Source organism: Neobacillus drentensis, assembly GCF_036965245.1.
Lineage (GTDB): Bacteria > Bacillota > Bacilli > Bacillales > Cytobacillaceae > Neobacillus > Neobacillus drentensis_G.
In genome coordinates this window covers 3,118-18,823 of record NZ_JBALPG010000107.1, presented here as the reverse complement: position 1 = coordinate 18,823, position 15,706 = coordinate 3,118, and the positions used below count along the sequence as shown (strand labels likewise).

The 15,706-nt window shown below is 37.9% G+C and carries 15 protein-coding genes; 3 read left to right on the top strand and 12 right to left on the bottom strand.

What is annotated here, in order from left to right; all coding sequences use genetic code 11:
* Positions 1-68: 68 nt before the first annotated feature.
* Together V7150_RS19700 and V7150_RS19695 are read right to left on the bottom strand one after the other, a co-directional pair.
* Complete coding sequence (locus V7150_RS19700) at positions 69-161, bottom strand: YjcZ family sporulation protein (RefSeq protein ID WP_283922200.1); 93 nt, start codon at positions 159-161, stop codon at positions 69-71.
* A 37-nt stretch (positions 162-198) separates the two neighbouring features.
* Positions 199-288 carry a YjcZ family sporulation protein gene (locus V7150_RS19695; RefSeq protein WP_335521700.1) on the bottom strand — a complete coding sequence of 30 codons (90 nt, stop codon included), beginning with the start codon at positions 286-288 and terminating at the stop codon, positions 199-201.
* Between the two features lie 218 nt (positions 289-506).
* Here V7150_RS19695 and V7150_RS19690 point away from each other — a divergent pair, with 218 nt between their 5' ends.
* Positions 507-1,382 (top strand): peptidylprolyl isomerase, encoded by an 876-nt coding sequence (locus V7150_RS19690; RefSeq protein ID WP_335521698.1) that lies wholly within the window; start codon positions 507-509, stop codon positions 1,380-1,382.
* A gap of 133 nt (positions 1,383-1,515) precedes the next feature.
* On the opposite strand, the gene V7150_RS19685 is transcribed toward V7150_RS19690, so the two are convergent.
* From V7150_RS19685 to V7150_RS19660, 6 genes are all read right to left on the bottom strand, one after another.
* Positions 1,516-1,704, bottom strand: a complete 189-nt coding sequence (locus tag V7150_RS19685) for a sporulation YhaL family protein (RefSeq protein ID WP_335521696.1) — start codon at positions 1,702-1,704, stop codon at positions 1,516-1,518.
* A 112-nt stretch (positions 1,705-1,816) separates the two neighbouring features.
* Complete coding sequence (gene yhaM / locus V7150_RS19680; RefSeq protein ID WP_335521694.1) at positions 1,817-2,761, bottom strand: 3'-5' exoribonuclease YhaM; 945 nt, start codon at positions 2,759-2,761, stop codon at positions 1,817-1,819.
* Between the two features lie 43 nt (positions 2,762-2,804).
* Positions 2,805-5,813, bottom strand: a complete 3,009-nt coding sequence (locus V7150_RS19675; protein ID WP_335521693.1) for an AAA family ATPase — start codon at positions 5,811-5,813, stop codon at positions 2,805-2,807.
* A gap of 17 nt (positions 5,814-5,830) precedes the next feature.
* Positions 5,831-7,051: a metallophosphoesterase family protein gene (locus V7150_RS19670; RefSeq protein WP_335521691.1), complete on the bottom strand. Its 1,221-nt coding sequence runs from the start codon at positions 7,049-7,051 to the stop codon at positions 5,831-5,833.
* 385 nt (positions 7,052-7,436) lie between these two features.
* Positions 7,437-8,690, bottom strand: coding sequence for an ABC transporter permease (locus V7150_RS19665; protein WP_335521689.1), 1,254 nt, complete (start codon positions 8,688-8,690; stop codon positions 7,437-7,439).
* Entirely contained in the window at positions 8,683-9,582 is a 900-nt protein-coding gene (locus tag V7150_RS19660; protein WP_335521687.1) for an ABC transporter ATP-binding protein, read from the bottom strand. The genes V7150_RS19665 and V7150_RS19660 overlap by 8 nt, the downstream gene beginning before the upstream one ends.
* Before the next feature lie 123 nt (positions 9,583-9,705).
* Here V7150_RS19660 and V7150_RS19655 point away from each other — a divergent pair, with 123 nt between their 5' ends.
* Complete coding sequence (locus V7150_RS19655; RefSeq protein WP_335521685.1) at positions 9,706-9,891, top strand: YhzD family protein; 186 nt, start codon at positions 9,706-9,708, stop codon at positions 9,889-9,891.
* Positions 9,892-9,935: 44 nt separating this feature from the next.
* Here V7150_RS19655 and V7150_RS19650 read toward each other — a convergent pair whose 3' ends face one another.
* From V7150_RS19650 to V7150_RS19635, 4 genes are all read right to left on the bottom strand, one after another.
* The gene (locus tag V7150_RS19650) at positions 9,936-10,727 is read right to left on the bottom strand and encodes an enoyl-CoA hydratase (RefSeq protein WP_335521683.1); all 792 of its coding nucleotides are present in this window, start codon (positions 10,725-10,727) and stop codon (positions 9,936-9,938) included.
* Between the two features lie 147 nt (positions 10,728-10,874).
* Entirely contained in the window at positions 10,875-12,494 is a 1,620-nt protein-coding gene (locus V7150_RS19645) for a long-chain fatty acid--CoA ligase (protein ID WP_335521681.1), read from the bottom strand.
* A gap of 139 nt (positions 12,495-12,633) precedes the next feature.
* On the bottom strand, positions 12,634-14,145 hold the full coding sequence (locus V7150_RS19640) for a coproporphyrinogen III oxidase (protein ID WP_335521701.1): 1,512 nt from the start codon (positions 14,143-14,145) through the stop codon (positions 12,634-12,636).
* Between the two features lie 337 nt (positions 14,146-14,482).
* Positions 14,483-15,352, bottom strand: coding sequence for a Cof-type HAD-IIB family hydrolase (locus V7150_RS19635; protein ID WP_335521680.1), 870 nt, complete (start codon positions 15,350-15,352; stop codon positions 14,483-14,485).
* 45 nt (positions 15,353-15,397) lie between these two features.
* Here V7150_RS19635 and V7150_RS19630 point away from each other — a divergent pair, with 45 nt between their 5' ends.
* Positions 15,398-15,691, top strand: a complete 294-nt coding sequence (locus tag V7150_RS19630; RefSeq protein ID WP_335521679.1) for a hypothetical protein — start codon at positions 15,398-15,400, stop codon at positions 15,689-15,691.
* Positions 15,692-15,706: the final 15 nt, after the last annotated feature.

Genomic DNA, 15,706 nt, shown 5'->3' with positions numbered 1-15,706 from the left:
TTAAAACAACTAATAAAAAATCGAAGCGATGAGGAAGTTCTCATCGCTTTTAGTTTTTCAATATTTTCTTAATAGATCCAAGAAGCTCCTATGATAACTAATAGGATGAAAAGGACTACGACTAATGCAAAGCCACCACCGTAACCTACTCCACCAGACATAAATATTTACCTCCTCTCATGAAAGTAATTTGCCTTTTTAATAAACCCAAGCGGCCCCTACAATAATTAATAAGATGAAAAGGACTATGATTAATGCAAAGCCAGCTCCGCAACCTCCACCACTCATCAAATACCTCCTTTTTCATTTGCTAACATATATTATTCATCTAGTCTTCATTTCGTTTAGGCACTTACCATATTTTTTATGGAAAAGTCCTATACTGCCTTTATGTAATTTTCAATAAATACTTATACCTTTTATTTTTGCAGTAGTTCCCATTTATGTTATAGTAAAGGATGTGGACATAAAGCCCATAAGAATTTACTGTTTAGGAGAGATTCAGCATGAAAAAATGGATATTAGCCCTCACATTAACTGGTGGGGTTCTTACATTAGGCGCTTGTAATCAAAGTGGATCTAATACAGTGGCAGAAAGTAAGGCAGGAAATGTTACACAAGAAGAACTTTACAACTCAATGAAGGACAAGGTTGGTGACCAAGCCCTACAACAGCTTATGTATGAAAAAGTTCTTTCAAAGAAATACAAAATATCAGATAAAGAATTAAATGAAAAAGTCGATCAATTAAAATCACAACTTGGTGCAAATTTTGAAGCAACTATTGCACAATATGGGTATAAAAGCGAAGCAGATTTCAAGAAAACAATGAAACTTGGTATGATGCAGGAAAAAGCAGCACTGAAAGACGTAAAAGTAACGGAAAAAGAATTAAAGGAATATTATGATAACTATCAACCAGATATTAAAGCACGTCATATACTTGTTGCTGATGAAGCAACCGCTAATGAAGTAAAGAAAAAGCTTGATGGCGGAGCAAAATTTGAAGATGTTGCGAAAGAATACTCAACAGATACAGCTTCCGCTCAAAATGGCGGCGATTTAGGTACAATCAACAATACAAATAAAGCGCAATTTGATCCTGACTTTGTAAAAGCAGCTTTTGCTCTTAAAGCTAATGAAATTAGTGCACCAGTTAAAACTCAATTCGGATATCATATAATCCAAGTAACAGAGAAAAAAGAGAAAAAGCCATATGAAGAAATGAAGAAAGATATTGAGTATCAAGTAAAACAATCTAAATTAACTAGTGATGTCATCAACAAAGCGATGCAGCGTGAACTAAAAGCAGCAGACGTAAAAGTAACCGATAAAGACTTAAAAGACGCACTTGCAACGGAAAAATCTTCAGAGAAGAAATAAAAAAAGCGTAAGCACCCAGCAGCTAGTACACTAGCCGCTGGGTGCTTTTAATGGACAATCTACAAAGTGCATTGCTATTAATTCTAATATTATAAGAAAAGCGGAAGCGCACATAATGTCACTTCCGCTTTTCTTATTCCCCTGTAGACCTAAATTCTTCGCGTAACTCTTTTTCACGCTCCAGACGTTTAATATAAATTTCTCCTTCGCGCTCGATGTCTTCCAATTCTAACAGCCGCTCTTCTCTGCCCGTTTTTATCGCCATGAGTGCACTGATCACAATTCCAACCACAACTGCATAAATCCAAATAGGAATAGTCAATTCTCTTGCTCCCTTCTTTAGTGGTTGTCCACTTTTGTATTACAACTTATTCGACTTTTTGAAAAATATTCTATTCTTTCAAAAAAAAATAACCCAACATGAGGGTTATTCATTAATTATGAAACACTGGCTTATAAAATGACCGGTTATCCAAGGCATAAATTCGTTCTGAAAATTCACCAGGCTTCACTCTTTCTAATGCACGGTCAAGCATGTTCATTTTCGCATCAAGATTATCTATATAGTGGAGAATTTCTGCTTCCTTTATCAATGGCGGTTTTGGACTGCCCCATTCCGCTTTTCCATGATGACTTAGGACAAGATGTTGTAAAATTAACACCTCTTCACCGGAAATCCCAAGTTCTTCAGCTGCTTTGCCAATTTCGTTAATCATTATAGTGATATGACCTAACAAATTTCCCTCAATGGTATAAACCGTCGAAACCGGACCCGATAATTCCATTACCTTCCCCATATCATGTAAAATGACTCCAGCATACAGGAGATCCTTATCAAGACTAGGATATAGCGAAGCAATTGCCTTGGCCAAGTCAAGCATGCTAACAACGTGATATGCAAGTCCAGAAACAAACTCATGATGATTTTTAGTAGCAGCAGGATATTCCAAAAAGGACTTTTGATGTTTCTTTATTAAATGACGGGTTATCCTTTGGATATTAGGATTTTTCATTTCAAAAATATACTGTGTCAGCTTGCTGACCATTTCTTCCTGACTAAGTGGGGCAGTCTCAAGAAAATCATCCAGCTTCACCCCATCAGAAGGGCCTGTTTTTCGGATCTGGCGAATTTTAAGCTGACTTTTGCCGCGATAATTTTGTACTTCCCCAAGAATTTTTACAATATTTTGAGCTGCGTAATTTTTTTCATCTTCCTCACCAGCATCCCAAAGTTTTGACTCAATTTCCCCGCTTTGATCTTGCAGAATTAATGTCAAAAAAGGCTTCCCATTACTCGCAATCCCTTTTGTCGAACTTTTTATTAAGAGAAATAATTCAACCTGTTCTCCAACATCATAATGTAATATTCCTTTTCCCAACCTATCCACGCTCCTTCCCATAGAATGAGTATAACATATACAACTATTTCTCTATTAAATAATCTAAAGCAGCACCTTTTTCTAATAAAAGAATATTTTCCCTTCGGAAATGCTGAAGTAAGTGTGAATGACAAGTAAAAAATAATATTTGATTCCTGTCAAGCGTTTTAAGAAGCTCAATCACTTTGTGTGTTCTATTTGCGTCGAAATTTACAAAGCTATCGTCAATGATAATGGGAAACTGGTATTTTTCATAAAGTGTTGTTGCCAAAGCAAGTCGAATAGATACATATAACTGTTCCATGGTTCCTTGGCTTAGCTCATTTGCTTCAAATAAAGTATGATCCTCTCTCTCAACAAGGAAACCAGAACCTGTATTCTGCAGGTGAATCTTTTGGTAACTGCCATTTGTTAGAAAAGACATGTACTCTTCCGCCTTGGAGAGCATCCTTGGTAAATGAACGTTTTTATATTTATCTATCGTTTGCGACAAAATCTCTTGAGCTAAACTATAGACAGACCACTCTTTCGCTGTCACTTCCAGTTCAAATTTTTTCTGCTTGTAGTGGTGGAGGATATCTGAATACACACCGCCTTCTTCAAGTATTTGAATCTCGTACTTTATTGAAGCATGTTCCTCTTGAAGCTTTTTCAAATTTGCTTGCAAATGTTGTGCTTCAAGATTACATTTCGCGATTACTTCATCACTATTATGAATAAGTAAATAGCTTTCCCTAACCTGTTCAGGAAGGATTGAGTATTGAAGCTGGCTCTTTAGATGATGTAGTCTTTCAAAAAGCTTGCTATATTTTTCAGCTTGTTCTCCAAGTTTATAGAATTGCTGCTCTGTTTCTACCTTTGCAGCCTGTAAGAGCTTGTTGTGTTCAGCTTGTAAAAGCTCCAGTTCTTGAGATTTTTGCTTCAAATCAGCTTTAAGGTCGTCAAGCTTACCCAGTCTCTCTTGACTCTTAATTTGCTTTTCATGCTCTTCCTTAAGCTTGTTTCGTAGTAGATAGGCGGAATTATGTAAATCTAAGCCTTTTTCTTGCAAAAAACGATTCTCATAAAATTTTAAGCCTTCTACTATTTTTGCCTGCTCCTGTTGAATTTGCTCTAGTCTAATATGCAGTTGGCTTTTATCTCTGCAAATGGACTTATATTGCTCAATTAATTCGAAAGCTTCTTGTAAAAAAGATGCAGCAATATATTCAGGTATCTTTAATTCACTGCTTATAGATAACAGCTTTTCTTTATTTTTAGCTGACTCTACTTCCCAATCTTCAATTTTAGCCAGTATCTTTTCGTATTGAGCGTGCTGCTGTTTCAACTTCGTTTTTAACATCTGCAGTTCTTGTCGCCTTTGATTATCCAGCATTAATTGGTTCTCGAGCTTTGTGATATCCAAATATACTAGGGATTGAAGTTTTTGCTTTAACTGTTTTTCTTTTTCTCTTAAACCATTAAGTGTTTCCTTCATTTCTCCTTCTTTAAAGGTTTTTGTGCTTTTTGCCATAAAAATAGCAATTGCCATACATCCTAACACGCCCAAAAATAAGAGAACCCATTCCTTTGTTAACAAGCTATACAATGTCAGCCCTAATAAAATGAACTCAAAAAGAAAAAACTGAATCCTTTTCTGCTTTTTCATACGTTCATGTACGGCTTGCTCTCGGTCAATTGTCTGTTGATAGAATTCGATTTTATCCTGTAAGGTCTTTAATTCCCATTCGAGGCTTTTCTTATCATTTCCATCAACTTGCTCCTCAATCAGTACCCGTTCATGTTTAGGAAGAATCTGTCTCTCAGCAAATCGGACATCCTTTTCTATTTCTTCCAATGTAATTTTTTCTTCCTGTAACCGATTCTCTAACTCTTCCTTTACTTCTACAAGTTTTTGTCTTTTTCGGGAAACTATCTCCACTTGATTTCTCATAAAAATATTTGTATTAATGGAAGAAATTTCTTCTTCATTTATTGGTAAATGAAGCTTCTCTCTTGTAATGGAAAGCTTATCTTCATACTCTGTTAGTTTCGCTTCACATTGCTGTTTCTTAAGCCTTAATTGCTCCATAATTGGAACTTGATCAAGCAATGTTAAGATTACGGTCTCATTTTCAAGAAATAAAAGATCTGGCTCTATATCAGCTAATTCTTTTTTCAAATTTTCAATTCTCTCGGCAATACTGATTATTTCTGCATTATGGGGGTGTATTAGCTGATTTAATTTTTCAATTCTTTCAATCCCGCGCGCAGGGAACTCGATTTCTCCCAGTTCGTTAATCTCCTTCTTTGTCCACATTTCTTCTTTGACTATAGACTCAATTCTTTTCCATTCATTCAATTTCTCGACCCTATCGCTTATTCCATGAAGCGAGTCATTTATTGCTGCCATTTCCTTCTGAAGCATCTCTTTTTTTGCAACCCAATTTTCATATTCCTTATTTTTTGCAGCCGTTTTTTTCAATTCTCCATTTATTTCATGAAGTGCCTGTAATTTTTCATTCAAAATTGGTTTCTTGCCAGACGGCTTAAAGCGGGAATCTAACTCTTTCTGCAGGAAAATTTCAGCTTTTGATAACTGTTCTGTTCCTAATGCACCGGCAGAGAACAGGAATTTACCAATTTCTTCACCCTTCATTTGGTGAATATTTTGCAAGCCATGCAAATTAAAGGAATAAATGGCTTGGAATAAGCTTTTATCAAAATTCGCTGTCAGTTCTTTTAAAAGCTCTTCACCGCCAATCGTTCCTGAATCTAAGAATACCTTCACATCGCCTGCAGCTTTTCCTTTAATCCGCTCAACGATAGCGTAACCTAGCTCTTCATGATAAATTCTAATTTTGCCGCCGTATTTTGTACTATGTTTTGGCTCGTAGCGCAGCTCGGCTTGTTGTTTCGTGGGAAAACCGAATAATATTCCATGAATAAAAGCCATAATCGTAGATTTGCCAGCTTCATTTTCACCAAAAAAAACTTGAAAATCACCAAGGTTCGTAATTTTGACATTTTCTAATTGTCCGTAGCCGTAAATGTGTATCTCAATAATTTTCAAATAATCTCCCCCCTTTCTTATGGTTGATAAAGTAATTCAATTAGCATTTTCTCTGCTTTTTCAAGGAGCTCATTTTGCTCTGAGGTTGATAAATAAGATAAATACTTTCTCCCTAATTGATGCTCATACAATGGAGCTAAAGCGTGATCGACATTTTCAAAATGAGCAAAGGTTTCAAATAGCTCCGCATAAAAATTGGCTTCTGTTTTCAATTGTTCTTTGTCAATATGGAAATTTTCTGTAATGATTAAGTCCACTATCCAAACAAAGGACTCCTCATCCTTTTCTTCTTCAAATAGAAGCTCTAGAAGCTCGCTGTGTAAGCTTCTTTTTTCACGGTCATCGGCCAATTGAATATTTTTTAAAAAAAGAATTAAAAGTGTTCCCTGTTGAACTCTACGAATACTATTAATTGCCATCTGGCATAAACGAAGGACATCTTGAAAGCAACTTGCATCGGCAGCATCAATCACAGTCTCCTCCCAGATCAAATCGGATGACTCGATAAAGTCCATTTTTACATCAAGATCAGTCAATGTAACATGGTAGAACCCCTTACTGCCTGATTCCTTCTTATTTCTTCCTTGGATATTACCTGGATAGACAATAGGGGGATTTTCAGACAAAACAGCCCGTTTATGGATATGTCCCAATGCCCAATAATCAAAGTCTTTTTCCTGTAAATCCTTAACTGAAAATGGAGCATAGTTATCATGCTCAGTTCCTGCACTTTCATTGCCATGTAGAATTCCGATGTGAAAATCTGCCCCCTCTGCCTTCTTATAATCATCTATTTTCCGATCAAACACATGCCTTGTTGGGTAGCTAAAGCCATAAAGATGGACGCATTCACCACTCTTCGTGTTCAGCGCCTTTGTTTCCACCTCACTATGAAATAGATGAACATTCGCCGGCATGTCAAGGTGCACCCATGAACCATTTAAATGGTCGTGGTTTCCATGAACGACATAAACGGGTATATTCTTTTCCTCAAGCTTCAACATTTCCGTCCGAAAGCGTGATTGTGCCCGTAAGCTGCGATCCTCTCCATCGAATAGATCACCCGCTAAGATGACAAAATCAACCTGCCGCTCGATAGCCGCGGTTGTTAGCTTTTTTAAGGATGTAAAGGTACTCTCCTTCATCCTAGAAAAGATATTAGCCGGCAAATGCTTTAATCCAATCATCGGGCTGTCTAAATGAAGATCAGCTGCATGAATAAACGATATCTTTTTCATAAGAAATTCCTTTCACCGTCTTTTCTCCATTGTAGCATTTTCAAAAAACGAATGCACGTTCTGTCTATAAAGCGGAAGCTTCTTTTGCGCGGCGTATGGACTGGAGTGCTTCGACTGAGATAAAGGAAAATCGAAAAGCGAAAGCGCCTTCTGAACAAGCATAGCTTGTTCCTGCGAGGATTATTCTAAGGATCTTTCCTTAGTGCTTATGACCCCGAGCCCCTAGGCGCTGCAGCTAGACAACACGGAGAGCGCAAGCGATCCGATGTTGACTTATCGTAGGGAGATGCGCGAAGTACACTAGCCGCTGGGCGCTGGAACTGGATTGTTTTCGAATTTCAGAAAAATAAAGAGCTTTATCAAAAATGATAAAGCTCTAAATCCGTTATTCGTTTTTAGTTAATTGCAGTGCCTTCTTAATATCTTTATAGGAATTTGACTTCCCATACATTAAGACGCCGCCTCGATAGACACGGGCTCCAAATATAGCTAACACAGCGATGGTTGCAACAAGTATACCGATTCCCAAGATTGCTTCCCATGCCGGAATTGTCAGCATTCCAACTCGTAAAAACATTATCATTGGTGTAAAGAAAGGAATATAAGACGTTGCTGTAATGAATGGTGCATCAGGTTTACCAAGCCCAAACATAGCAATCATAAATCCTGCCACCACAAGTAACGTCATCGGCGTAATCATCTGCTGCACATCTTCAATCCGACTGACAAGAGAGCCCAAAAAGGCAGCAAGAGTGGCATAAAGGAAGTAGCCGAGAATAAAGAAAATAACGGCATAAACGATTGTCTCTACTGGAATATCACCAAACCCGTATACACCAAAAAAGCCATCTTTTAATGATTCCATATTTTTTGATAACGAGTAGTAACCAACAATCAGAAATACTGCCAATTGCGTCAGACTTAATAGTCCAATCCCCAATATTTTTGCAAACATTTGCTTAATTGGAGAAACACTCGAAATTAATATTTCCATTACCCTTGAGGACTTTTCTGTCGCAACCTCCATCGCAATCATGTTGGCGTACATGATGACGGCGAAATAAATGATAAACAGCAGAACGTAAACGAGTCCCCGAGCTTGATTAAGTTCCTCTTCCGTTTTGGCATTTTTCTCTAGCGCAAATTTCTCAAAAGAAACTGGTTCATAAAGCTTTTGCAGCTGAGCAGGAGCCAAATTAATCTGTGAAGCTGCGAGCATCGTTTTTACTTGCTGCAAAGCTGTCTGAAGATCAGTAAATAGTGAGGAATCTGCGATGCTCATTGCTTTATAGGTCGCTTCCGGCAGTTTTTCTGCATTAAATCGTAACTGAATAACTCCTGTAACATCACCTTTTTCTACAGCTTTTTCCGCCTCTTTTTCACTACCCTTGTAAAGTTTTAGATTAATATCTTTGTTAATTGTTTTTAATTGCTGTTTAAAAGGTTCATAAAGTGCCCCGCTTTCATCCAACACTGCAACATTCTCTTTTCCGCCATTTTTATCGAAAATATCTATGATATTATTGATATTTGTCAGGGCTATTACGAGAACAAGCGTCAGAAGTGTCGTAACGATAAACGATTTACTTTTTAGTTTGTTTAGATAAGTATGAAATAAGATAATCCAAAAACTATTCATAAGAATTACCTACTTTCTCGATAAAAATATCATTTAAAGAAGGCTCTTCGAGGGCAAATTTTCGAATGAATCCTTTGCCTACAATCTCTTTAAGTATACTTTCTGCCACCCTTTCTCCTTCAATCTGTAATAGAATACCTTCCATCGTAGGTGTAGCCTTTACAACACCCGGATAATTTTTCAATGAATCTAGAGGAAATTCAGCATGGATAATGAGATTCTTTTTGCCAAACTCGCGTTTAATCTCCTTTAATGCACCATGGACTACAGGTTTTCCTTTTTGCATAATGCAGAGATGCTCACACATCTCCTCCACATGATGCATTTGGTGGCTTGAGAATACGATGGTTGCCCCACTTTGTTTAATGGTTAAGACAGCATCCTTAAGCATTTCCACATTTACGGGATCAAGTCCGCTAAATGGTTCATCCAGAATTAATAATTTGGGTCTATGTACAACAGCCGCAATGAATTGGATTTTCTGTTGGTTTCCCTTGGATAACTCCTCCACCTTTTTATTCTCATACTCTGAAATTTTAAATCGCTCCAGCCAGGATTTTAGTTCGATAAGTGCCTCATTCTTTTGCATGCCTCTTAATCTCGATAAATAGATGATTTGGTCACGGACTTTCAGCTTCGGATATAAGCCTCTTTCCTCTGGCAGATAGCCGACCAAATGGCTGGTTGAATAATCAATCGGCCGATCATCCCAAGTTATTCTTCCGGCGGTACTGTCGAGTAAACCTAATATCATCCGAAACGTAGTTGTTTTTCCGGCACCGTTTGCTCCTAAGAAACCAAACATTTCTTTTTCTGGAATTGTTAACGATAAATCGTCTACGGCCGTAAATTGTCCAAAACGTTTAGTAACATGTTCAAGTTTAAGAACCATTTTATTTCCCCCTTTCTTTCTATATTACAAATATACCATATAATGGTTCCACTATCTTTTTTTGCACTATTTTAACAATTGTGCAAAAATAGTAGTATATTAATTTATAAAGGAGTTTTTGTAATGAAGACTTATAAATTAACAGCATTTGAAGCAAATGGCGAAAAGCTTTTAGACGAAACCTTTGAAGCTGAAAATGATAATGCAGCAAAGAAACAAGGGGAACAACTATTATTAGAGAAAAACTTATTAGAAAAGACGCATCGATGTATTTCACCAAGCGGTAAACTGCTGCTTTTTCATTCTTAGTGTACGTAAAAAACAAAGAAGCTCACCGAGCTTCTTTGTTTTTTTTACTTTCCGATATATCTTGGTTTCCTTTTTTCGATAAAGGCTTTGATCCCTTCTTGATGATCAATGGTTCCACGCATTTTTTGCTGCCCGTATTTTTCTAATTCCAGGATTTTTAATAATTGCGGACGGTTCTTCTCAGCCATAATTTTTTTTGTTTTAATCATCGCCTGAACGGGACGGCTTAACCAATCAGCGATTCTTGACTCTAAAGTCTGTTGAAGTTCACCCTCTGCTACCTCTTGAATCAGTCCCTGCTTTAACGCTTCATCCGCACTGAGCATTTTCCCATCCCAAATTACTTGCTTTGCCTTCGTCTCACCCAATCTTTTTTCTAAAAAGAAGTGAGCACCGCCGTCAGGAATTAAACCAATGCCAATAAAATTCATCGCAAGCATGCTTGTTTTGTCAGCAATAATATAGTCTGTTGCCAATGCTAAACTAAATCCCAAGCCCGCAGCTGCACCTGAAACAGCACTAATGGTTAGTTTCGGCATGCTATAAAGAGTAATGATCAATTCACTTATGCAGTCCATAACTGGAAAGAAATCGCTCTCATTTATGTTTGAAAGCATCGTTTTAATGTCGCCGCCTGCTGAAAAGGCTCTGCCTCTTCCTGTTATCACCACAATATCAATTTCATCTGAATCGCTAATTTCTTTTAGTTTACAAACAAGCCCCTTAATTACATCGGTATCCATTGCGTTTAATGTTTCCGGTCTGTTCATTTCCAGTGTTGCAACACGGCCATCTACTCGCAAATTTACCTTATCGGTTACAAAATTGATTGACACGGCAAATCCCCCCTTTTCTTCATTTAATTCCATTATATACAGAATGGTCAGGAATAAAAACAAATTTTCTTAATATATCGAATTTTCTTTTCTGCCTTCAAAAAAATCATAGTAAAAGGCAAAGGAAAAACCTCTGCCCCCCTTTTGTTAACTTTTTCGCGATAGTTCTTTTTTTACCTGATCTCGTAAGGCCATCTTCAGGAATTTACCAACTGAAGTCTTAGGAATTTCCTCAAGGAAAAGGATATCATCTGGAATCCACCATTTAGCAAACTGTGGTTTTAGAAATTCTATTAATTCTTCCTTTGCTGTTTTCCCTTTATAAGCATCCTTTAACACGACACATGCAAGTGGCCGTTCCTGCCATCTCTCATGTGGCACCGCGACAACTGCCGCTTCAAACACAGCCTCATGTGCCATTAAGGCATTTTCTAAATCTACCGATGAAATCCACTCGCCTCCACTCTTAATTAAATCCTTTGTACGGTCAACGATTTTCACAAAACCTTCCTCGTCAATCGTGACGACATCCCCGGTGTGGAGCCAGCCATCGTTAAATGCCCCCTCTGTCCGCTCATCTTTATAATATTCAGAGGCAATCCATGGGCCGCGAATGCACAATTCACCCATTTCTTTGCCGTCCCAGGCGACCTCGCCGTCCTTACCAAGGATTTTTATTTCTAACCCAGGGACAATAATTCCTTGTTTTGCCCGTAATTCTAGTCTCTCCTCATAATCTAATTCCTCTTGGTAGCTTTTTAGATTTGAAAAGAGCGCAAGCGGACTTGTTTCAGTCATCCCATATGCGTGCATGAATGGCACATTATATTTTTGCTCAAAGGCTTTAATCATCCCTTTTGGTGCTGCTGAACCACCGCATAAAATTCCTCTTAAACTACTTAGATCATAGGAACCTTCATCAAGTTCCTTTAGTAATCCCAGCCAGATTGTCGGAACGCCGCTCGTGATCGTAACTTTTTCTTGTTCAATTAACTCAGCCAATAATTTTGGTGTGAAATATGGCCCAGGAAGAACGAGAGTTGCACCAAACCAAACTCCTGAAAACGGCATGCCCCAGGCATTTACATGGAACATTGGGACAACAGTCAGAGCGATATCTTTTTCACTAATGCCTGCATTGTCGGCAAGACCTAAAGCCAAACTGTGCAGAAAAATACCTCGATGGGAATAGACAACTCCCTTTGGGTTTCCGGTCGTTGCAGATGTATAGCACATACCGGCAGGATCATTTTCATCAAGATATTCTGGGTATTTGAATTCGGGATTTGCTTCAGCTAAAAGCTGTTCATAATGATAAACAGGAGAGAGTGTTGTTTCCGGCAATTCTTTTTCATCAGTCATAATGATAAATGCCTTAACAGTTTTTAATTCTGCAGCGCAGCTTTCAAGTAATGGCAGGATGTCTCCGTCAATGAGGAGAACTTTATCTTCTGCGTGATTGATAATGTAGGAAATATGCTGAGGTGATAATCGGATGTTAATCGTGTGCAGCACGGCACCCATACATGGAATGGCAAAGTAGGCTTCCAGGTGGCGGTGGTGATTCCATGCTAATGTTCCGACTCTCTCACCTTTTGTAACTCCTAATTTAACTAGACTATCGGCAAGCCTTCTCGTTCTTTCGGCAATTTGTTTGTAGGTAAATCTGTGAATACCACTTGCGGTTCTTGATATAACTTGTTTCTTTGGAAAAAACTTTTCTGCTCGTTCAATCATTTGAGTCATCGTTAAAGGTGTTTGCATCATTGCGAATATCCCCCTCCAATAATGAAAGCGTTTTAATTACCCCGTTGAAGTGTATGGGGCAATCCATATAATTATTCGCCATTCAGAAGGAACATTCCTTTATTAAGAACAAAAAAACAATAAAATTCTCCTGCCCATTTTAAGCAGGAGAACCTTTTTCAGAGAATAACTCGTCTAAAATTTTTATTTTTTCATCAGTATAGGCTTCAAAACCGTCATTATAGGATTTCGGATCCTTTGGATTAGCGAAGTGAGTAATTTCTCCGGTAACTGGATGAATAAATTTGCTTGCCGCTCCACAGCCAAGTCCGATAATCGTCTGCTGCTCTTCCATTATCATAATATTATAAATGCTTTCTTGTTTAGGAAGCGAGTAGCCGACATTCTCAAGATTGCCGAGAATGTTCTTTTGTCTGTACAAATAATAGGGCACATAGCCGTGATCTTTCGTCCAATCCTGAGCTAGCTCCATCATCTTTTCGACCTCATCACGCTCAGCAACCTTATACTTCTCTTTATTCTTGGTCATTTCAGAGGCCCGTTTGAACGACAACGTATGAACGGTCAAGGATTCAGGCATCAGCTTTTTCGTTTCGGCTAAGGAATGGGTAAATTCAGATATCCCCTCACCCGGCAAGCCGATAATTAAGTCCATATTAATATTATTCATGCCCATTTCGCGTGCCAGATGGTATTTTTCTATCGTTTCGGTAACGGTATGATGTCTTCCGATTGCCTTTAACGTTTCTTGTGTATAGGATTGCGGATTAATACTAATCCTGTCGATATTCCACTTCTTTAAGATGTCTAATTTTTCTGGAGTGATAGTATCTGGACGCCCTGCCTCAACAGTAATTTCACGAATATTTTCAACATCCGGAAACGACGAGTACATTTCCTCATAAAGCATATCCATCTCTTCCGCTGTAATACTCGTTGGAGTACCTCCGCCATAATAGACTGTTGTAATACGGACACCCTTTTCCTTCAGCCAGGCACCAATTTTTTTCATTTCATAATGAAGCCCGTCTAAGAAAGAATCAACTGAGCCTTGCCTTCCGTTAATGGCATAGGCAGGAAATGTACAATAGGCACATTTTGTTGGACAAAATGGAATCCCAATATAAATACTGACTTCTTTTTGCAACGTGTATAGGTCAGGAACATCGGCAAGCTGACGGTCAACGATTTGCTGCATCAGTTCTATCTTCTCATCAGTAATTAAATAATCAGCCTTTAATTGTTGATGTGCTTGATGTAACGGTACCCCTTCCTGTACTTTCCGATGAAGCAATTTGGTAGGTCTGACCCCAGTTAAAATGCCCCATTTTTGGGTAATGCCTGTCCAGTCCTGCAGCACAGTTAAATAGACATGTGCAACGGCATTTTTTATTTGCTTAAACCTTTCCTTTTCGGATTGGGTTGGGATTAATTCTTTTTGATATTCGGAGGCAAATACTTTTCCATTGTCATTCCTTAATTCAGCGGAAACAGATATATTTTCTGATACTTGCAAATTAAATTTTATTTGTATATCAATATCTTCAGCATATGCCATTAAAATTTTTGTTTCTTCAAAAAACAAATTGGCAATTAACTTCAGCAGCCGGTTAAATCTTTCATCCTCTAACCCTATTATCGAAATTCGCAATGATATCACCTTTCGCTCGAAAAACTCAAGCGCCTTGAACAGGGGCGATATAGGGAGATTTTCGATTAGCAAGTGGAACGTTGCCAATGGCCAGTCTTCCTATATGCGTACAGAAAGCGTTAGCTTTCTGTATCAAAGCATAAGACGAGCCGGCGGGAAGATTGTTTTTTAACCTTCTCAACGGATTTTCTTATGACCTTATACCCCTAGGCGCTTGAGCTAGACTATTACTTAACTTTCTTAAGTGTACAAAATCAGTAAATCAAGGTCAATACAGTGGATATTATTTACAATACCAAAAGATACCATCGGCCAACGCTGAAAATATCTTTACGTATTAATTTTTTATTATTTTCATCTTTCTTAAAAACTCAATTGGCTGCTGTTTGCGAAAATGTTCTTTAACCATATAGGCAACTCCATGTTCATTTTCTGACCGTGTTACCCAGTCAGAAGCTTTCTTTACCTCGAATTCGGCATTCCACATCGAAACACCAAGGCCTGCAGCTTCAATTAAAGGAATGTCATCCAAACTATCACCAATATAAACCACTTCACTTCTTCGGATACCAAGATGATTTCCTAGATAAGTTAGTCCGGTTAGCTTTGAGACACCAGCAGAAACAATATCCAGCCTCAATGAATCAAGCTCGATCACTTCAATTTCGGTGAACATTTTACTAATTGCATTTTTAGCATCCCTCAAATCCCTTTTCTCTTCAAAATAAACTTCAATCTTTGGTACTGTTACCGGATGGTCATGTAAATATTCGCTTAAGGAAGTAACAAATTGTTGGGAATAGAAAACAGGATCTCCTGTAGTAAAAACTGTCTTTGCTAATAAATGATTATTTAGCTTTAACTTATTTGCTAATGAAAATTGTTCATGTACGAGTCGGATTTGGCACGGTAATGCCTCTAAAAAACGGATTGTATCATAGGTAATATCCTCTTTAATTCTTTTAACATATATCGGTTTTAACTCGGTAGCAGCAATAAAGGCGCCTTGATGAGTGATAATGGGTAGTTTTATTTTTAACGCCTTAGCCACTTTTCTGGCTGAGGGGAAGCTGCGCGATGTAACAAGTGTTACATAAATACCTTTTTGCTGGACATATTCAATAGCTTCTTTTGTTGACTTATGAATTTTTCCATTCGTTTGAAGAAGCGTGCCATCAATATTTAACGCAAGCAAGCGATAAATCATTATGTTGCCCCCTGTTCTTGGTGAAATTGCCTTTATATCACTTTTATGACTTTTCACTTATTTATAGAACAGAAAAGCAGAAGTACAATTGAAACACACCGCTTGTTCCAGGTGAAAAGGATCACAACTTGGAGGTCAGTTATATGCCTCAAAGGGATTACTAAAGAAAAATTAAATGCTAAACTATCTAAAATTTCTTTCATTGCATTAATGAAGGACGAATCTTGTTTGCTAACCTTCAAAAATGTCCTTCATTATCCTTCAGTAAAAACTCCTATGCACAATGTTAAAGAAAACTCGCCGATTGGCGAGCCCCAAAGGGCGAAGACAGAGGCGTAGTTGCACTTATGCGTT